General features: G+C 71.4%; 9 protein-coding genes. 1 reads left to right on the top strand and 8 read right to left on the bottom strand.

Annotated features, from left to right (window positions below):
* Positions 1 to 98: 98 nt before the first annotated feature.
* Entirely contained in the window at positions 99 to 2,216 is a 2,118-nt protein-coding gene (locus tag ACFVTC_RS39050) for an alpha-1,4-glucan--maltose-1-phosphate maltosyltransferase (protein WP_390133986.1), read from the bottom strand.
* 198 nt (positions 2,217 to 2,414) lie between these two features.
* Positions 2,415 to 3,617: a S8 family peptidase gene (locus tag ACFVTC_RS39045; protein ID WP_390133984.1), complete on the bottom strand. Its 1,203-nt coding sequence runs from the start codon at positions 3,615 to 3,617 to the stop codon at positions 2,415 to 2,417.
* A gap of 375 nt (positions 3,618 to 3,992) precedes the next feature.
* Here ACFVTC_RS39045 and ACFVTC_RS39040 point away from each other — a divergent pair, with 375 nt between their 5' ends.
* Positions 3,993 to 6,611: a glycosyltransferase family 1 protein gene (locus tag ACFVTC_RS39040; RefSeq protein WP_390133982.1), complete on the top strand. Its 2,619-nt coding sequence runs from the start codon at positions 3,993 to 3,995 to the stop codon at positions 6,609 to 6,611.
* 37 nt (positions 6,612 to 6,648) lie between these two features.
* Here the strand turns inward: ACFVTC_RS39040 and ACFVTC_RS39035 are convergent, their stop codons facing one another.
* The 6 genes from ACFVTC_RS39035 to ACFVTC_RS39010 form a co-directional block, all read right to left on the bottom strand.
* Positions 6,649 to 7,167 (bottom strand): DUF1990 family protein, encoded by a 519-nt coding sequence (locus ACFVTC_RS39035; protein WP_390133980.1) that lies wholly within the window; start codon positions 7,165 to 7,167, stop codon positions 6,649 to 6,651.
* Positions 7,168 to 7,232: 65 nt separating this feature from the next.
* The gene (locus tag ACFVTC_RS39030; protein WP_390133978.1) at positions 7,233 to 8,897 is read right to left on the bottom strand and encodes a M4 family metallopeptidase; all 1,665 of its coding nucleotides are present in this window, start codon (positions 8,895 to 8,897) and stop codon (positions 7,233 to 7,235) included.
* 300 nt (positions 8,898 to 9,197) lie between these two features.
* A complete protein-coding gene (locus ACFVTC_RS39025; RefSeq protein WP_390133976.1) occupies positions 9,198 to 11,240 on the bottom strand; it encodes a M4 family metallopeptidase in 2,043 nt (680 codons plus the stop codon).
* 498 nt (positions 11,241 to 11,738) lie between these two features.
* The gene (locus ACFVTC_RS39020; RefSeq protein WP_390133974.1) at positions 11,739 to 12,716 is read right to left on the bottom strand and encodes an NAD(P)-dependent alcohol dehydrogenase; all 978 of its coding nucleotides are present in this window, start codon (positions 12,714 to 12,716) and stop codon (positions 11,739 to 11,741) included.
* Positions 12,717 to 12,890: 174 nt separating this feature from the next.
* On the bottom strand, positions 12,891 to 14,828 hold the full coding sequence (locus tag ACFVTC_RS39015) for an ABC transporter ATP-binding protein (RefSeq protein WP_390133972.1): 1,938 nt from the start codon (positions 14,826 to 14,828) through the stop codon (positions 12,891 to 12,893).
* Positions 14,828 to 16,753, bottom strand: coding sequence for an ABC transporter ATP-binding protein (locus ACFVTC_RS39010; RefSeq protein ID WP_390133970.1), 1,926 nt, complete (start codon positions 16,751 to 16,753; stop codon positions 14,828 to 14,830). Before ACFVTC_RS39010 ends, ACFVTC_RS39015 begins: the two co-directional genes overlap by 1 nt.
* Positions 16,754 to 16,870: the final 117 nt, after the last annotated feature.

The raw sequence follows: 16,870 nt of genomic DNA, 5'->3' as shown, positions 1-16,870 counted from the left end.
GACCAGGACCTCGTAGAAGACGGCGCGTTTGAACCATTCGGGGTCGCGGTCCTTCGCCGGAGTGTCCTCGAAGGTGTCCGGTACGGGCTCGTTGATGATCATATGGTGGGTGACCCTCCGATGTGCGGTGAGGACGGTCGCAGGACGGTGAGAATGTGCGCGGGCCTGTGCCCAGGCTCCAGACGCACATAGTTGGCCCTGCCCCAGTGGTAGGTCTCGCCGGTGAGCTCGTCGCGCACCGGCACGGACTCGTGCCAGTCCAGGCCGAGTTGCGGCATGTCCAACGAGACCGTGGCCTCCTGGGTGTGGTGGGGGTCGAGGTTGACCACCATCACAACCGTGTTCGATCCGCGGGCGTCCGTGACGGACTTCGAGTAGGCGATCACCGCCTCCTTGTCCGTGTGGTGGAAGTGCAGGTCGCGCAGCTGCCGCAAGGCCGGGCTACGCCGTCTGATCGCGTTGAGCGCACCCAGCAACGGCGCGATGCTATGTCCGTCACGCTCCGCCGACTCCCAGTCACGCGGACGCAGTTGGTACTTCTCGGAGTTCAGGTATTCTTCGCTCCCCTTCCGCAGCGGGGTGCCCTCGCACAGCTCGAAACCGCTGTAGACACCCCAGGTCGGTGACAGCGTCGCGGCGAGCACCGCCCGCAGCTCGAAGGCCGGGCGCCCGCCGAGCTGGAGGAACTCGTGCAGGATGTCGGGGGTGTTGACGAAGAAGTTGGGCCGCATGGACGCGGCGGCCTCGCCCGACAGCTCGGTGAGATAGTCGGTGAGCTCCTGCTTGGTGTTGCGCCAGGTGAAGTACGTGTACGACTGCTGGAAGCCGATCGCCCCGAGCGTGCGCATCATCGCGGGCCGGGTGAACGCCTCGGCCAGGAAGATCACGTCCGGGTCGGTCCGGTTGACGTCCGCGATGACCTGCTCCCAGAAGACCACCGGTTTGGTGTGCGGGTTGTCCACGCGGAAGATCCGGACACCGTGGTCCATCCAGTACCGCAGCACCCGCAGCGTCTCCCGGACCAGCCCCGGCATGTCCGCGTCGAAGGCGATCGGGTAGATGTCCTGGTACTTCTTCGGCGGGTTCTCCGCGTACGCGATCGTGCCGTCGGCGCGGTGGTGGAACCACTCCGGATGTTTCTCCACCCAGGGGTGGTCGGGGGAGCACTGGAGCGCGAAGTCGAGGGCGATCTCCAGCCCCTCGCGCTCCGCCCGGCGCACGAACGCGTCGAAGTCGTCGATGGTGCCGAGAGCCGGGTGGATCGCGTCGTGCCCGCCCTCCGGTGAGCCGATCGCCCACGGCACGCCCACGTCGGCCGGACCGGCCGAGAGGGTGTTGTCGGGGCCCTTGCGGTACGTGGTGCCGATGGGATGGATCGGCGGCAGATAGACGACGTCGAAGCCCATCCGCGCGATGGCGGGCAGGCGTTCGGCGGCGGTGCGGAAGGTGCCGTGCACCGGCGGGTCCAGCCGGCCGCTCTCCGAACGCGGGAAGAACTCGTACCAGGAGCCGAACAGCGCCCGCTCGCGCTCCACGAGCAGGGGCAACGGCTCCGAGGACGTGACGAGTTCGCGCAGCGGGTGGCGGGCCAGCAGCCGGTCCACCTCGGGGGTACGGGCGGCGGCGAGGCGGGCCGCGGCCGGCCGGCCGGTGTCGCGCAGCGCGTCCACGGCGGCGAGCACGACGTCCTTTCCGTCCCGGCCCGCGGGCACACCGGCGGCCGCCCGTTCGTACAGCCGTGCGCCCTCCTCCAGCACCAGTTCCGTGTCGAGGCCGGCCGGGATCTTGATCCCCGCGTGGTGGCGCCAGGTGGAGACCGGATCGCTCCACGCCTCCACGGTGTACGTCCAGCGGCCCGTCCCGTCCGCGGCGACCCTGGCGCCCCAGCGGTCGGTGCCGGGGGCGAGTTCGCGCATCGGGGTCCAGGGGCCGGTGCGGCCCCGCGGGTCCGTCAGGACGACGTTCGCGGCGACCGCGTCGTGGCCCTCGCGGAAGACCGTGGCGGAGATCTCGAAGGCTTCGCCGACCACCGCCTTCGCGGGGCGGCGGCCCTGGAGGACGAGAGGACGTACGTCGAGGACGGGGATGCGTCCGACGCCGCCGCGCGGGTCGGCGGAGGGTTTCTCCGGGGCGCCGGGAGCGGCGTCGACCGCGGGTGGGGGGGAAGTGTCGGAGGTGGTCGTCGGGGGTGGCGACGTGTGGTGCGTGGCGGGCATGACCGCTCCTGTCCGCGTCAACGTGGGTGGGCGGATGAGGGTGTGGGGAGGTGGGGCCTGCGGGCTGTACCGCAGGAGCCTTCCCACCCTATTCGGGTGGGCAATCCGGCGCTTTGTTAACTCCTTACGCGTATGTCTGCGTGCAGGACCGGCCGCATCCCGAGCGGACGGGGCCGGTTCCCGCCCCCCGACGGGCCTTCAGGGGCCGCCGACGCGCAGTAGTTTGTCGGGCGAACCCGCCCCCGCGCCCGCGACCCTCCCGGACACCGCGCGCCGTACGAGTGCCCTGGCCACCTGGGCCGGTGTCGCCCGGCGGTGGCCGGCCAGATAGAGCGCCGCCGCGCCCGCGACGTGCGGACTCGCCATCGACGTACCGGAGAGGGTCGCGCTCGCGGTGTCGCCGCGGTACGACGCGGAGGTGATCGCCACGCCGGGTGCGAAGAGGTCCACCGAGGCGCCGTAGTCGGAGAATCCCGCCCGGGTGTCGGTCCGGTCGACGGCGCCGACGGTGAGCGCCTGCGCGACGCGGGCGGGGGAGTACAGATTGGCCGGTTGTCCGCCATTGCCCGCGGCGACCGCGTAGGTCACGCCGGAGGCGATGGAGTTGCGCACGGCCGCGTCCAGTTGGGCGTTGGCCTTCCCGCCCAGGCTCAGATTGGCGACCGCGGGCCGGTGCGCGTGCCGCGTGACCCAGTCGATACCCGCGATGACCTGCGCGGTGGTGCCGGAGCCGTCGTCGCCGAGCACCCGCACGGAGACGATCCGGGCCTTCTTGGCGACGCCGTACGCCGTCCCGGCGACGGTGGCCGCGACATGGGTGCCGTGCCCGTTGCCGTCGCCCGCGGTCCGGTCGTTCCCGACGAAGTCCCAGCCGTACCGGGCCCGCCCCCCGAAGTCCCTGTGCGTGATCCGGACGCCGGTGTCGATGACGTACACCGTCACGCCCGCGCCGGCCGGCGCGGGCGCCGCGTAACTCCTGTCGAGCGGCAGACCGGGCTGGTCGATCCGGTCCAGGCCCCAGGACGGCGGGTTCTTCTCGGCCCGGTCGAGCCGCACCCGGGTGTCCTGGACGACCGAGGCGACCCGGGGGTCGGCCGCGAGCCGGCGGGCCTGCCGTTCACCGGCCCGTACGGCGTATCCGTTGAGCGCGGTGCCGTACGTATGGCTGATTCTCGCCCCGTACTTCCGGGCGATGCCCTTTCCTTCGGGGGACGGAGCCCGGATGCCCCCCTCGAGCGTCACGATGTAGCTTCCGACGACGGAACCGGGGGCGCCGACGCCGACGGGCCGGCCCTGCGATGCGGCGTGCGCGGGCGGGGTGACGGCCGAGAGCACCGCGGCCGTCACGACCGCGAGCAGGCCCCCCGCCCCGTGCGGACGCCACTGTCTCGTCCGTGCCATGACGTGATTTCCCCTCCTCGACTCGGCGTGCGCGGACCGGTGCGGACCGCGGTCCGCCGCACGCCATCTGGCAGCCTCTCGTGCGGTGTGAAGTGCCACAAGGCCACCCATGAGTGCGGAATCGGCCATATCAGTCGTGGGGTGCGGGTGAAGATCACGGAGAGTTCGCGCCGACCCACCGTGATGGCCGGGGCCTTGTCAAGGGGACGTCCGGGGCCGGGCACCCCCGGCCCTCCGCACCGGAGTTCCCCCCGTGCGCCGTAGTTACGGAGGCACTCTCGCCGCTAACGTCGTGGATGACGAAGGGCGCACAAGGACGTGCGTCCCTCAGCCGCGTACGTCCTGCCGCTTACGTCCTTCGTGAAGGTGGAACTCGTGAAGGCAATCCGCAGATTCACCGTCCGGCCCGTACTGCCCGAGGCTCTCCACCCGCTGAGCGACCTGGCGCGCAATCTGCGCTGGTCCTGGCATGCCGAGACCCGCGACCTCTTCCAGTCCGTCGACCCCGAGCGCTGGGCCGTCTCGGACGGCGACCCCGTACGTCTGCTGGGCAGCGTGCCGCCCCGCCGGCTGGCGGAACTCGCCGAGGACCGCCGCTTCCTGCGCCGGCTCGCCGCGGTCGCCGACGACCTGCGCGACTACCTGACCGGCGAGCGCTGGTACCAGACCCAGTCGTCCGAACTCCCGGCAGCCATCGCCTACTTCTCACCCGAGTTCGGCATCACGGCCGCGCTCCCGCAGTACTCCGGGGGCCTCGGCATCCTCGCGGGCGACCACCTGAAGGCGGCCAGCGACCTCGGCGTACCCCTGATCGGGGTCGGACTCCTGTACCGGCACGGCTACTTCCGGCAGACCCTGTCCCGGGACGGCTGGCAGCAGGAGCACTATCCGCTCCTCGACCCGAACGAACTCCCGCTGGTACCGCTGCGCGAGATCGACGGCACTCCCGCCCAGGTGGCGCTTGCGCTCCCCGGCGGACGGGCCCTGCGGGCGCGGATCTGGCTGGCCCAGGTCGGCCGGGTGCCCCTGCTGATGCTCGACTCCGACGTGGAGGAGAACGACCTCGGCGAGCGGGGGGTCACCGACCGGCTGTACGGCGGCGGCAGCGAGCACCGGCTGCTCCAGGAGATGCTGCTGGGCATAGGCGGGGTGCGCGCGGTACGGACCTACTGTCGCCTCACCGGCCACGCGCAGCCAGAGGTGTTCCACACCAACGAGGGGCACGCCGGCTTTCTCGGACTGGAGCGGATCGCCGAACTCGCCGCGACCGGACTCGACTTCGACGCATCGCTCGAGGCGGTGCGGGCCGGAACGGTCTTCACCACCCACACCCCCGTCCCGGCCGGGATCGACCGCTTCGACCGTGAACTGGTCGCCCACCACTTCGGTTCCGACGCCGAACTCCCGGGCATCGACGTCGAGCGGATCCTCGGCCTCGGCATGGAGACCTACCCGGGTGGCGAGCCGAACCTCTTCAACATGGCGGTGATGGGTCTCAGGCTGGGACAGCGCGCGAACGGCGTCTCCCTGCTGCACGGACATGTCAGCCGGGAGATGTTCTCCGGTCTGTGGCCGGGATTCGACCCGGACGAGGTCCCGATCACCTCGGTGACCAACGGCGTGCACGCCCCGACCTGGGTGGCGCCGGAGGTCTTCAGGCTCGGCGCCCGCCAGATCGGCGCGCAGCGCACCGAGGACGCGCTCACGGTCGGCGGCTCGGACCGCTGGGACGCGGTGGCGGACATCGCCGACCAGGAGATCTGGGATCTGCGCCGGGTACTGCGGGAGCAACTGGTGGTGGAGGTGCGCGAGCGACTGCACGCCTCCTGGCGCCAGCGCGGCGCGGGGAGCGCCGAACTCGGCTGGATCGACGGGGTGCTCGACCCCGACGTGCTGACCATCGGCTTCGCGCGCCGCGTCCCCTCGTACAAACGGCTGACGCTGATGCTGCGGGACCGGGACCGGCTGATGGACCTGCTGCTGCACGGAGAGCGGCCGGTCCAGATCGTGGTGGCGGGCAAGGCGCACCCCGCGGACGACGGCGGCAAGCGCCTGGTGCAGGAACTGGTCCGGTTCGCGGACGACCCGCGGGTACGCCACCGGATCGTGTTCCTGCCCGACTACGGCATGGCGATGGCGCAGAAGCTCTACCCGGGCTGCGACATCTGGCTCAACAACCCGCTGCGCCCGCTGGAGGCGTGCGGGACGAGCGGGATGAAGGCGGCGCTCAACGGCTGCCTCAACCTCTCGGTGCTGGACGGCTGGTGGGACGAGTGGTTCCGGCCGGACTTCGGCTGGGCCATCCCGACCGCGGACGGCACGGCGACCGACGACGACCGGCGCGACGACCTGGAGGCGGCGGCGCTGTACGACCTGCTGGAGCAGCGTGTCGCCCCCCGCTTCTACGAACGGGGCCAGGGCGGTCTGCCGGACCGCTGGATCGAGATGGTCCGCCAGACGCTGACCCATCTCGGCCCGAAGGTCCTGGCGGGGCGGATGGTGCGCGAGTACGTCGAGCGGCTGTACACCCCCGCGGCCCGCTCGCACCGCGCGCTCTCCCCGGACACGGCCCGCGAGCTGGCGTCCTGGAAGTCCCGCGTCCGGGCCGCCTGGCCCCGGGTCACGGTCGACCACGTGGAGGCATCCGCCGCCACGACCACGGCCGAACTCGGAACCACCCTCAACCTGCGCGTCCGGGTCGCGCTGGCCGACCTCGCCCCCGACGACGTCGAGGTGCAGGCCGTCTCCGGGCGCGTCGACTCGCAGGACCGCATCGCGGACGCGACCTGCGTCCCGCTGAAGCCGGCGGGCGGCCCCGACCCGGAGGGACGGTGGGTGTACGAGGGCCCGCTCTCGCTCGACCGCACGGGACCCTTCGGCTACACGGTCCGCATCCTGCCCACGCACCGGCTGCTCGCGTCGAGCGCCGAGGTGGGGGTCGTGGCGGTGCCCGCGGAGGGAGTGGGGGAGGCGGCCGGGGTCCTGATGCGCTGAGTCCGGGCGCTCCGGGGCCCGGTGTCCCGCGCCGCCGTCAGACCGGGTCGAGGCCCGCGCACAGGCGGCGCAGGGCCAGACCGCAACGGCGCGCGTACGCGTGCTGGAGGCCGCGGGCCGCCGGGCCGGCCGCGCGGCTGTACCACTTGGCGGCGCGACTGAAGGCGGTCACGGTCAGCCAGACCGTGCCGTCGCCGGTGCGGTCGACCACGAAGGACTCCTCACCGCACTCGGGGTGGCCCGGCAGTGTGCCGTACGCGAAGCCGGTGCGGCGGTACTCCTCGACCGTCCAGACCACCCGGCAGGGTGCCTTGATCGGGCCGAGGCCGACGGTGACGTCGGTGCCGGGGGCCGCCCGGTCGGCGGTGGCGGACACGGCCACGCCCATCGCCCGGTGCATCGCCCAGGTCATGACGGCTTCGGAGGCGGCGCGGAAGACCTGCTCGCCCTCGCCGACGCGGGTGCGGAGGTGGAGGGGCCGGAACCCCGGCGGGCAGCGGCCGTCGCGCGTCGCGCCCACGTCCTCGTAGGTGAAGGGAGTGTCCGGGGAGACCATGGGGACAGCGTAGGGCGGTACCCGGAGCCGACCGCTCCCCGGGTACCGCCCTGGTGCCTAGCGGGTCACTGGTTCACGTTGACCGCGGCCCAGGCCGCCGCCACCGTCGTGTACTCCGTGCTGCCGGATCCGTACAGCGCGGACGCCGCGGAGAGCGTCGCGGTGCGGGCGGCCTTGTAGTTCGTCGTCGAGGTCATGTACGTCGTCAGCGCCTTGTACCAGATCTGCAGGGCCTTGGCGCGGCCGATGCCGGTGACCGTGGAGCCGTTGGACGTCGGCGAGTTGTACGAGACGCCGTTGATGGTCTTCGCGCCGCTGCCCTCCGCGAGGAGGTAGAAGAAGTGGTTCGCGACGCCGGACGAGTAGTGCACGTCCTTGTTGCCGACCGTGGAGGACCAGTTGTCCGCCGAGCCGCCGTCCTTGCTGGGCTTGTCCATGTAGCGCAGCGGGGTGCCGTCGCCGTTGATGTTGATCTTCTCGCCGATGAGGTAGTCACCGGGGTCGGAGGCGTTCGCCGCGTAGAACTCGACGCCGGTTCCGAAGATGTCGGAGGTCGCCTCGTTCAGGCCGCCGGACTCGCCGGTGTAGTTGAGGCCGGCGGTGTTGGAGGTGACACCGTGGCTCATCTCGTGGCCGGCCACGTCCAGCGAGGTCAGCGGGTGGGTGTTCCCGGAGCCGTCGCCGTACGTCATGCAGAAGCAGCTGTCGTCCCAGAACGCGTTGACGTAGGAACTGCCGTAGTGGACCCGCGAGTAGGCGCCCACGCCGTTGTTCTTGATGCCGCTGCGGTTGAAGGTGTTCTTGTAGAAGTCCCAGGTCTCCTGGGCCCCGTAGGCGGCGTCCGCGGCGGCCGTCTGGTCCGTGGTGGAGCTGGAGGCGGTGCCGGTGCCCCACACGTCGTCGGCGTCGGTGAACAGCGTGCCGGTGCCCGACGTGCCGTGCTTGAGGTTGTACGTCTTGTGGCCGCCGCGCGTGCCGTCCGTCAGGCTGTACGTCGAACCCGACTTGGTGGTGCTGAGCGTGACCGTGCCCGAGTAGAGGCTCTTGCCGGTGCCGGTCTCGATGCCCTGGTACTCGTAGAGCTTCTTGCCGGTGGCGGCGTCGGTGATGACGTGCAGCTCGTTCGGGGTGCCGTCGTCCTGGAGGCCGCCGACGACGGTCTCGTAGGCGAGGGTGGGCTTGCCGGTGGCGGCCCAGATCACCTTGCGGGGGGCACGGTCGGCCGTGGTCTGCGCGGAGCCGGCCGACTTCGCGGCGGTCAGCGCCTGCTTCTCGGCCTTCGCGGTGGTGACCTGCGGCTTCAACGAGGCGACCTTGATGGCCGCCTTCACGGCCCGGGTGACGCCCTCGGTCCGGCCGGCCTTGGACTCGTGGACGACCAGGTCGCCTCCGAGGACCGGCAGGCCGTTGTACGTGCGCTCGTAGCGGGTGTGCACCGTGCCGTCCACGTCCTTGACGACGTCTCTGACGACCAGCTTCTCCTTGGCGCCGAGGCCTATCTGCTGGGCGGTCTCGGGTGCGGCCGCGTCGGCCTGCTTGATGAGGCTGGTGCGCGCGGCGGCGGACAGCTGCGCCGTGGCGCCGGGGAGCTTCGCGCCGCCGGCCGCGGCGAGGGGCTCGGTCTGGGCGGAGGCACCGGTGGTCAGACCGGTGGTGAGCAGGGCTCCGGCGGCGACAGCGGTGGCGATGGCCAGAGTGGTGCGCTTGTGACGCGCGTAGAGGGGAGTCACGCAAGCTCCTTCTGTGGGGGCGTCCGGGCGCCGTGGGGTGGTCGTCCGGACGATGTGAAGTTGCGGTGCGGGTGAGCCGTGCGGTGGAAGAGTGGCATCTAGGGCGCGTACATGTCAGGAGTGCAAGCGCATGTTGGCCGAAAAGCGTCCGTTGGATGAAGATCGCTGTACGTAATACGGACCCGATCACGGGTAAAGGACAGGGCAACGCAAACTCCGGGCGACGCAAAAGTGGGCGCCGCCCCGGGGAGTTGAACCACCGGGGCGGCGCCCCGTCCCGGGCGCGCGTCGACCCGCGGTCTACGGGAAGGTCAGCTTCCAGCTGTTGATGTAGCCGGTGTCCTGTGCCGCTTGGTCCTGGACCTTCAACTTCCAGGTGCCGTTGGCGACTTCGGAGGAGGCGTTGACCGTGTAGGTCTCCTGGACGTTGTCCGCCGAGTCCGACGAGCTGAAGTTCTTCAGCCGGTACGTCGAGCCGTCCGGGGCCACCAGATCGATGACCAGGTCGCCGCGCCAGGTGTGCACGATGTTCACGTCGACCAGAAGGTTCGACGGGGCGTTGCCGGTGCGGCCGGTGACGGCGACCGAGGACGTGACCGCCGCTCCGTTGTCCGGAATTGATACATCGGCCGTGTTCTCGAACGACGTACCCGTGCCGCCGCCACCGCCCGGACGCGAGCCGACCTTCACGGCCGCCCAGGCGTTCTGGACCGCCGTGTACTCGGCGCTGGTGGTGCCGTAGAGCTCACCCGCCGCCGCGAGCGTGCCGGTGCGGGCCGCCGCGTAGTTGGTGGTCGAGGTGAACTTGGTGGTGAGCGCCCGGTACCAGATCTGCAGGGCCTTGTCGCGGCCGATGCCGGTGACGGGGAGGCCGTCGCCGGTCGGCGAGTTGTAGCTGACGCCGTTGATGACCTTGGCGCCGCTGCCCTCGGACAGCAGGTAGAAGAAGTGGTTGGCGACGCCCGAGGAGTAGTGGACGTCCAGGCCGCCGACACTGGAGGACCAGTTGTCCGCCGAGCCGCCGTCCTTGCTGGGCTTGTCCATGTAGCGCAGCGGGGTGCCGTCGCCGTTGATGTCGATCTTCTCGCCGATGAGGTAGTCACCGGGGTCGGAGGCGTTCGCCGCGTAGAACTCGACGCCGGTTCCGAAGATGTCGGAGGTCGCCTCGTTCAGGCCGCCGGACTCGCCGGTGTAGTTGAGGCCGGCGGTGTTGGAGGTGACACCGTGGCTCATCTCGTGGCCGGCCACGTCCAGCGCGGTGAGCGGGTCCGCGTTGCCGGAACCGTCGCCGTAGGTCATGCAGAAGCAGCTGTCGTCCCAGAACGCGTTGACGTACGCGTTGCCGTAATGGACGCGGGAGTAGGCGCCGACCCCGTTGTTCTTGATGCCGCTGCGGTTGAACGTGTTCTTGTAGAAGTCCCAGGTCTCCGCGGCGCCGTAGTGCGCGTCGGCGCCGGCCGTCGCGGCGTTGGAGGTGGTGCCGTTGCCCCAGGTGTCGCTGGTCTGCGAGAAGAGCGTGCCGGTGCCGGACGTCCCCCGGTTCAGGTTGTACGTCTTGTGGCCGCCGCGGGCGCCGTCGGTCAGCGTGTAGTTGGAGCCCGACTGCGTCGTCGTCAGGCTCACCTGGCCGCTGTACTGCGTGTTGCCGACACCGGTCTCGATGCCCTGGTACTCGTAGAGCTTCTTGCCGGTGGCCGCGTCGGTGATGACGTGCAGCTGGTTCGGGGTGCCGTCGTCCTGGAAGCCGCCGACGACCGTCTCGTAGGCGAGGGTCGGCTTGCCGTTCGCCGCCCAGATCACCTTGCGGGGCGCGCGGTCGGCGTCGGTCTTCTTCGACCCGTCGGCCTTGGCGGCGGAGAGGGCCTGCCGCTCCGCGGTGCCGGCCGCGACCGAGGGCGTGAGCGAGGCGACCTTGATCGTGGCCCCGGTCGCCTTGACGACCCGCTCCGTCCGGCCGGACTTGGCGGTGTCGACGACCAGGTCGCCACCGAGTACCGGGAGTCCCGCGTAGGTGCGCTCGTAGCGCGTGTGGACCGTGCCGTCCGCGTCCTTGATGACGTCACGGGCGACCAGTGACTCCTTGGCGCCGAGACCGAGGTCCTTGGCGGTGGCCGCCTTGGCGGTGTCGGCGTCGCGTATCAGCTCGGCGCGCTGCGAGGGGGTGAGCCTCAGGGCGACGGCGCCCGGGTCGACCTTGCCGGGGATCGGCTTCTGGGGGGCGGCGCTCGCGGCGCCCGACTGGACCGCGGCGGCCAGCAGGGCGGAGACGCCGACGAGGGCGACGGCGGCGACACGACGACGGGCGGTGTGGGAGGTGCGTCTGTGCGAGGACATGCTGCTCAACACTGACTCCTTCTGCGTGGCCACGGCTCGCGCGGCCAGTGGGGATCCGGGCGGTGGGTAGCCGTCCGGGCAGAACAGGTCGGAACGCGGAACCAGTTGCACGAAGGTCTTCGGTCGCGGCACGGCGGAGGTGCTGTGAGGTTGCTGTGGAGCGACCGTGGGAAGAGTGGCAGGAGATCTCGTCTCCTGTCAGGAGCGCATCAAGAACTTGGCCGGAATCATTTCGTTCTCCGGTTGGTCATGTTCGGTATACGAACCCGTGCATCTCTGTGCACCCGGACCGGATCCGACCGCACCGACGGGGTGGCCGGCAAGATCGTGTACGACGCCGTGACGAACGTGACGAACGATCCCGTCCTGAGCGGAATTGGCTCGTTCGTGAGCCGTGAGCCGTGAGCCGTGAGCCGCGACCGTGAAGCCGCGCCCCCGGCGCCGTGGTCGGCCGCCCAGCGGGATGCCGGTCCGTGCCGTCCGTGCCGCCGCGGCGCCGTGGCCCCGTCACACGGTGACGACGACCTTCGCGCGGGCGTGTTCCCCCTCCACGTACCGGATGGCCTCGGGTACCTCGTCGAGCGCCCCGTACATCCGGTCGACGACCGGGGTGACCTTCCCGGACTCGACGAACTCCCGCAGCACGGACAGGTTCGCCCCGCTCGGCGCCGCGAAGAACGTGAGCAGCCGCTGGCCGACGAAGCGTGACACCGCGCGCCCCTTGAGGATCAGACGCATCGGTCCGAGGAGGCTGCCGCCCCCGGACACGCCCCCGCCGGACAGCAGGAGCGTTCCCGTGGGCGTGAGCGCGCGCCGCAGGTCCGTCAGCGAGCGGTTGGCGACCAGGTCGAACACGACGTCGTGGCGCGTCCCCGCACGGGTGAAGTCGTCCCGGGTGTAGTCGATGACGTGGTCGGCGCCGAGCGAGCGGACCAGGTCCACGTTGCGCGTGCTGCAGACGGCGGTCACCTCCGCGCCGTACGCCTTGGCGATCTGCACGGCGAAGGTCCCGACCCCGCCCGACGCGCCGTTGACCAGGACCCGCTGCCCCGCCGTCACACGGCCCAGGTCGCGCAGGCCGATGAGCGCGGTGTTCCCCGCGAGCGGCAGCGCGGCGGCCTGCTCGAAGCTCAGCCCGGCCGGTTTCACGGCCACCATGTCCTGCGACGCCGCCACGTACTGCGCGAAGGCGCCGTCGGTCTCGCCGAACACCTCGTCCCCGGGCCGCAGCCGCTTCACGTCCGCGCCGACCGCCTCCACCAGGCCGGCGAAGTCCCGGCCGCGGACCGCTGTCCTCGGACGGCGGACACCGAAGGACAGCCGCGCCAGATACGGGTCGCCCCGCATGAGGTGCCAGTCGTAGGCGTTGACGGACACCGCGCGCACCCGCACGAGCACCTCACCGGCGCCGGGCACCGGTCTGTCGAACTCCTTCAGCTCCAGCACATCGGGTGAGCCGTACCGGTCCTGGGCGATCGCCTTCATCGGGCCTCCGTGACACACGGGAACGCGCGGGGTCGGTGCGAAGGGTGCATCGGGCGGCCGGGCGCCACTGCTCACGACGGTAGCCGAGCGGGCGGGGTACGGGAATCGGGGGGCGAACTCCGGGCGAGGGATCCCGGGGCCCGGACCCGCCGGCCCGCACGTCCGCCGTGTCCGCTAGACGAGGCTGTCCCGCCACGCCCGGTGCAGGTCCGCGAACCGGCCGGTGGACGCCACGAGTTCGGCCGGAGCGCCGTCCTCGACGATCCGCCCGTGCTCCATCACCAGCACCCGGTCGGCGATCTCCACCGTCGACAGGCGGTGCGCGATGACCACCGCCGTCCGGCCGCGCAGGACCGTCAGCATGGCGCGCTGCACGGCCCGCTCGCCGGGGACGTCCAGTGAGCTGGTCGCCTCGTCGAGGATGAGGACGGCCGGATCCGCGAGCAACGCCCGTGCGAAGGCCACGAGTTGCCGCTGCCCGGCGGAGATGCGGCCGCCCCGCTTGCGGACGTCCGTGTCGTAGCCCTCGGGCAGCGCGCTGATGAAGTCGTGGGCGCCGATCGCCTTCGCGGCCCGCTCGATCTCCTCCCGGCTCGCGTCGGAGCGTCCGATGGCGATGTTCTCGGCGACCGTGCCCGAGAACAGGAATGCCTCCTGGGTCACCATCACCACCCCGCGTCGCAGCTCCGGCACGGACAGCTCGCGCAGATCCACGCCGTCGAGCAGCACCCGGCCGTCCGTGGGGTCGTAGAAGCGGGCCAGCAGCTTGGCGAGCGTCGACTTGCCCGCTCCCGTCGAGCCGACGACGGCCACCGTCTGCCCCGCCGGGAGCGTGAGCGAGAAGGCGGGCAGCACCTCACCGCCGGTGCGGTACGCGAAGCGGACGTCCTCGAAGACCACCGCGCGGCCCGGCCGTTCGGAGGCGAGGGCGGGCAGCTGCCGCGGAGCGGCGGGCTCCGGCACGGAGGGCGTCTGCGCCAGCAGACCCGCGATCTTCTCCAGCGAGGCCGCCGCGGACTGGTACGAGTTGAGGAACATGCCCAGCCGGTCGATCGGGTCGTAGAGGCGGCGCAGATACAGGACCGCCGCGGCCAGCACCCCCAGCGCCAGTGACCCCGAAGCCACCCGGTAGGCGCCCCACAGCACGATCGCCGCGACGGCCGCGTTGGCGACCAGGCGCGAGCCGACGACATAGCGGGCCATCTCCAGCAGGGCGTCGCCGTTCGTGTGCTCGTGGCGCTTGTTCAGGACCCGGAACTCCGCGTCGTTGACGTTCTCGCGGCGGAACGCCCGCACCGGCCTGATGCCGTTCATCGTCTCCGCGAACTTCACGATGACGGCGGCGATCGCGGTCGAGCGGAGGCGGTAGATACGGCCCGCCCGGCGCCGGTAGACCCGCACGAGGAGGTGGAGCGGCACGAAGGAGGCCACCGCGACCGCGCCGAGCCCCAGGTCCAGCCAGAGCAGCATCGCCGAGATGTAGACGAAGGACAGGACGACCGTGATCAGTTCCTGCAGGCCCTCGCTGAGCAGTTCACGCAGCGACTCGACGTCCGTCGTGGAGCGGGAGATCAGCCGGCCCGAGGTGTAGCGCTCGTGGAAGTCGACGCTGAGTGCCTGCGCGTGCCGGAAGATCCGGCCGCGCAGATCCAGCAGCACGTCCTGGTTCACACGGGCGGACGCGCCGATGAAGGCGTACTGGAGGCCGCCGGCGACCAGCGCGCACACCAGGTACGCGACGCCCACCGCGATCAGCGGATCGTGGTCGCCCCGGCGCAGCGCCGGTACGGCCCGGTCGATGGCGTACGCGACGAGCAGCGGTCCGGCCTGCACGGCGGCCTGCTGGAACAGGAGCAGGACGGTCGTCACCACGACACGGGCCCGCAAGGGGGCGAGCAGCGAGCGCAGCAGGGTGGCGGTGGCGCCCGGGGGAGTGGGCAGGGTGTCCTGGTCGAAGGGGTCCTGGTGCCGCTCCGCCTTCCGCGCCCGGCCGCTCCGGCCGGACTGCGTACCCGAACCGCACTCCGTACCCGAACCGCACTCCGTGCCGGGCTCCCCGCGGGACTCGCCGCCGGGTTCCCGGTCCGGCGCGGTGGTCGTGGGCGCCGTCATCACTCGATCTCCTCGTCGCCGGACATCAGATGGGCGTACTCGGCGTTCGTACGCAGCAGTTCGTGGTGGGTGCCGACCGCGGCGACGCGGCCACCGGAGAGCAGCGCGACGCGGTCGGCGAGCAGCACCGTGGACGGGCGGTGCGCCACGATCAGGGCGGTCGTGCCGGCCAGGACGCGGCGCAGCGCCGCCTCCACCGCGGCCTCGGTGTGGACGTCCAGTGCCGACAGGGGGTCGTCGAGGACGAGGAACCGGGGGCGGCCGACCACCGCTCTCGCGAGGGCGAGGCGCTGGCGCTGCCCGCCGGACAGGCTCAGGCCCTGCTCGCCGACCTGTGTCGCCGTGCCCTGCGGGAGGGCGTGCGCGAAGTCGGCCTGTGCGACGGCCAGGGCCCGGTCCAGCTCGGCCTCCCCGGCGGTGTCGCCCGCGCCCATCAGTACGTTCTCCCCGACGCTCGTCGAGAAGAGGGTGGGCTCCTCGAAGGCCACCGCCACCCGCGCGCGAAGCTCCTCGCGCGGCATCGCGGTGATGTCCTCGCCGTCCAGCGTGATCCGCCCCGACGTCACCTCGTGCAGGCGGGGGACGAGGGCGGTGAGGGTGGTCTTGCCGGTACCGGTCGCGCCGACCAGGGCCATGGACTCGCCCGACCGGATGTGCAGGTCGATGCGTTCGAGTACGGGGGGCGCGTCGGCGGGGGCGTCCGGGTAGCGGAACCGGACGCCGTGGAACCGGAGCCCGCCGTCGCCCGCACCCGTGGCCGCGCTCACGTCGGCGTCCGCACCGGCGTCCGCGTCGGCGTCCGCACCGGCGTCCGCGTCGGCGTCCGCACCGGCGTCCGCGTCGGCGTCCGCACCGGCGACCGCGTCGGCGTCCGCACCGGCGACCGCGTCGGCGGGCATGGAGATCTCCGAGGACTCCGGCTCCGCGTCCATCACCTCGAAGTAACGCTCCGTGGCCGTCGCAGCCTCCTGGCTCATCGCGATGAGGAAGCCGATGGAGTCGACGGGCCAGCGCAGTGCGAGGGCCGTGGAGAGGAAGGCCACCAGCGTGCCCGCGGAGAGACGGGCGTCGGCGACCTGTGTGGTACCGAGGACGAGGGCGGCACCGATGGCGAGTTCGGGCAGGGTGACGATGACCGCCCAGATGCAGGCCAGCAGCCGGGCCTTGGCCAGCTCCGTGCCACGCAGGGTGCGGGACAGCTCACGGAAGGCGTGGGCCTGGCTGCGATGACGACCGAAGCCCTTGATGATGCGGATGCCGAGCACGCTCTCCTCGACGACCGTCGTCAGGTCGCCCACCTGGTCCTGGGCCCGTCGCGCCACCTGGGAGTAGCGGCGCTCGAAGATCCAGCAGACGACCATGACGGGCAGCGCGGGAGCGAGCAGCACCAGCCCCAGTGTCCACTCCTGGTCGAGCATGATGAGGACGCCGATGAGGATCGTCACGCCGTTGACCAGCAGGAACGTCAGGGGGAAGGCGAGGAACTGACGCAGCAGCATCAGATCGGTGGTGCCCCGGGACAGCAGCTGGCCGGAGGCCCAGCGGTCGTGGAAGGCGACCGGGAGGCGCTGCAGATGCCGGTACAGATCCGCCCGCATGTCCGCCTCGACCCCCGCCAGCGGCCGCGCCACCAGCCACCGTCGCAGCCCGAACAGGACGGCCTCGGCGATCCCGAGCAGCAGCAGGTACAGCGCGCCGAGCCAGATGCCCGCCGGGTCGTGGTCGGTCACGGGACCGTCCACCATCCACTTCAGGACGAGCGGGATCACCAGCCCGGTACAGGACGCCACGACCGCGACGACGGCCGCGCCGAACAGCCGCCCCCGCACCGGCCGTACGTACGGCCACAGGCGCAGCAGGCTGCCGACGGTCGAATGGTCCCTGGTCCCGGCACGGTCCGTGGTCACTGCATCTGAAGTGGACATCAGAAGCGAGCCTACGGACCGGCACTGACAGTGCCCACCGAGTTTTGGCCGGACCTGAATCGTTCCACGGGGCGCACGGGGTCGTAGTGCCGCATCGACCGATCGGTTGATGCCTCT

This window comes from Streptomyces sp. NPDC057950 (assembly GCF_042887295.1).
Taxonomy (GTDB): Bacteria; Actinomycetota; Actinomycetes; order Streptomycetales; family Streptomycetaceae; genus Streptomyces; species Streptomyces kaempferi.
The sequence above is the reverse complement of the archived record's forward strand: the minus strand, read 5'-3'. Positions and strand labels throughout refer to the sequence as shown.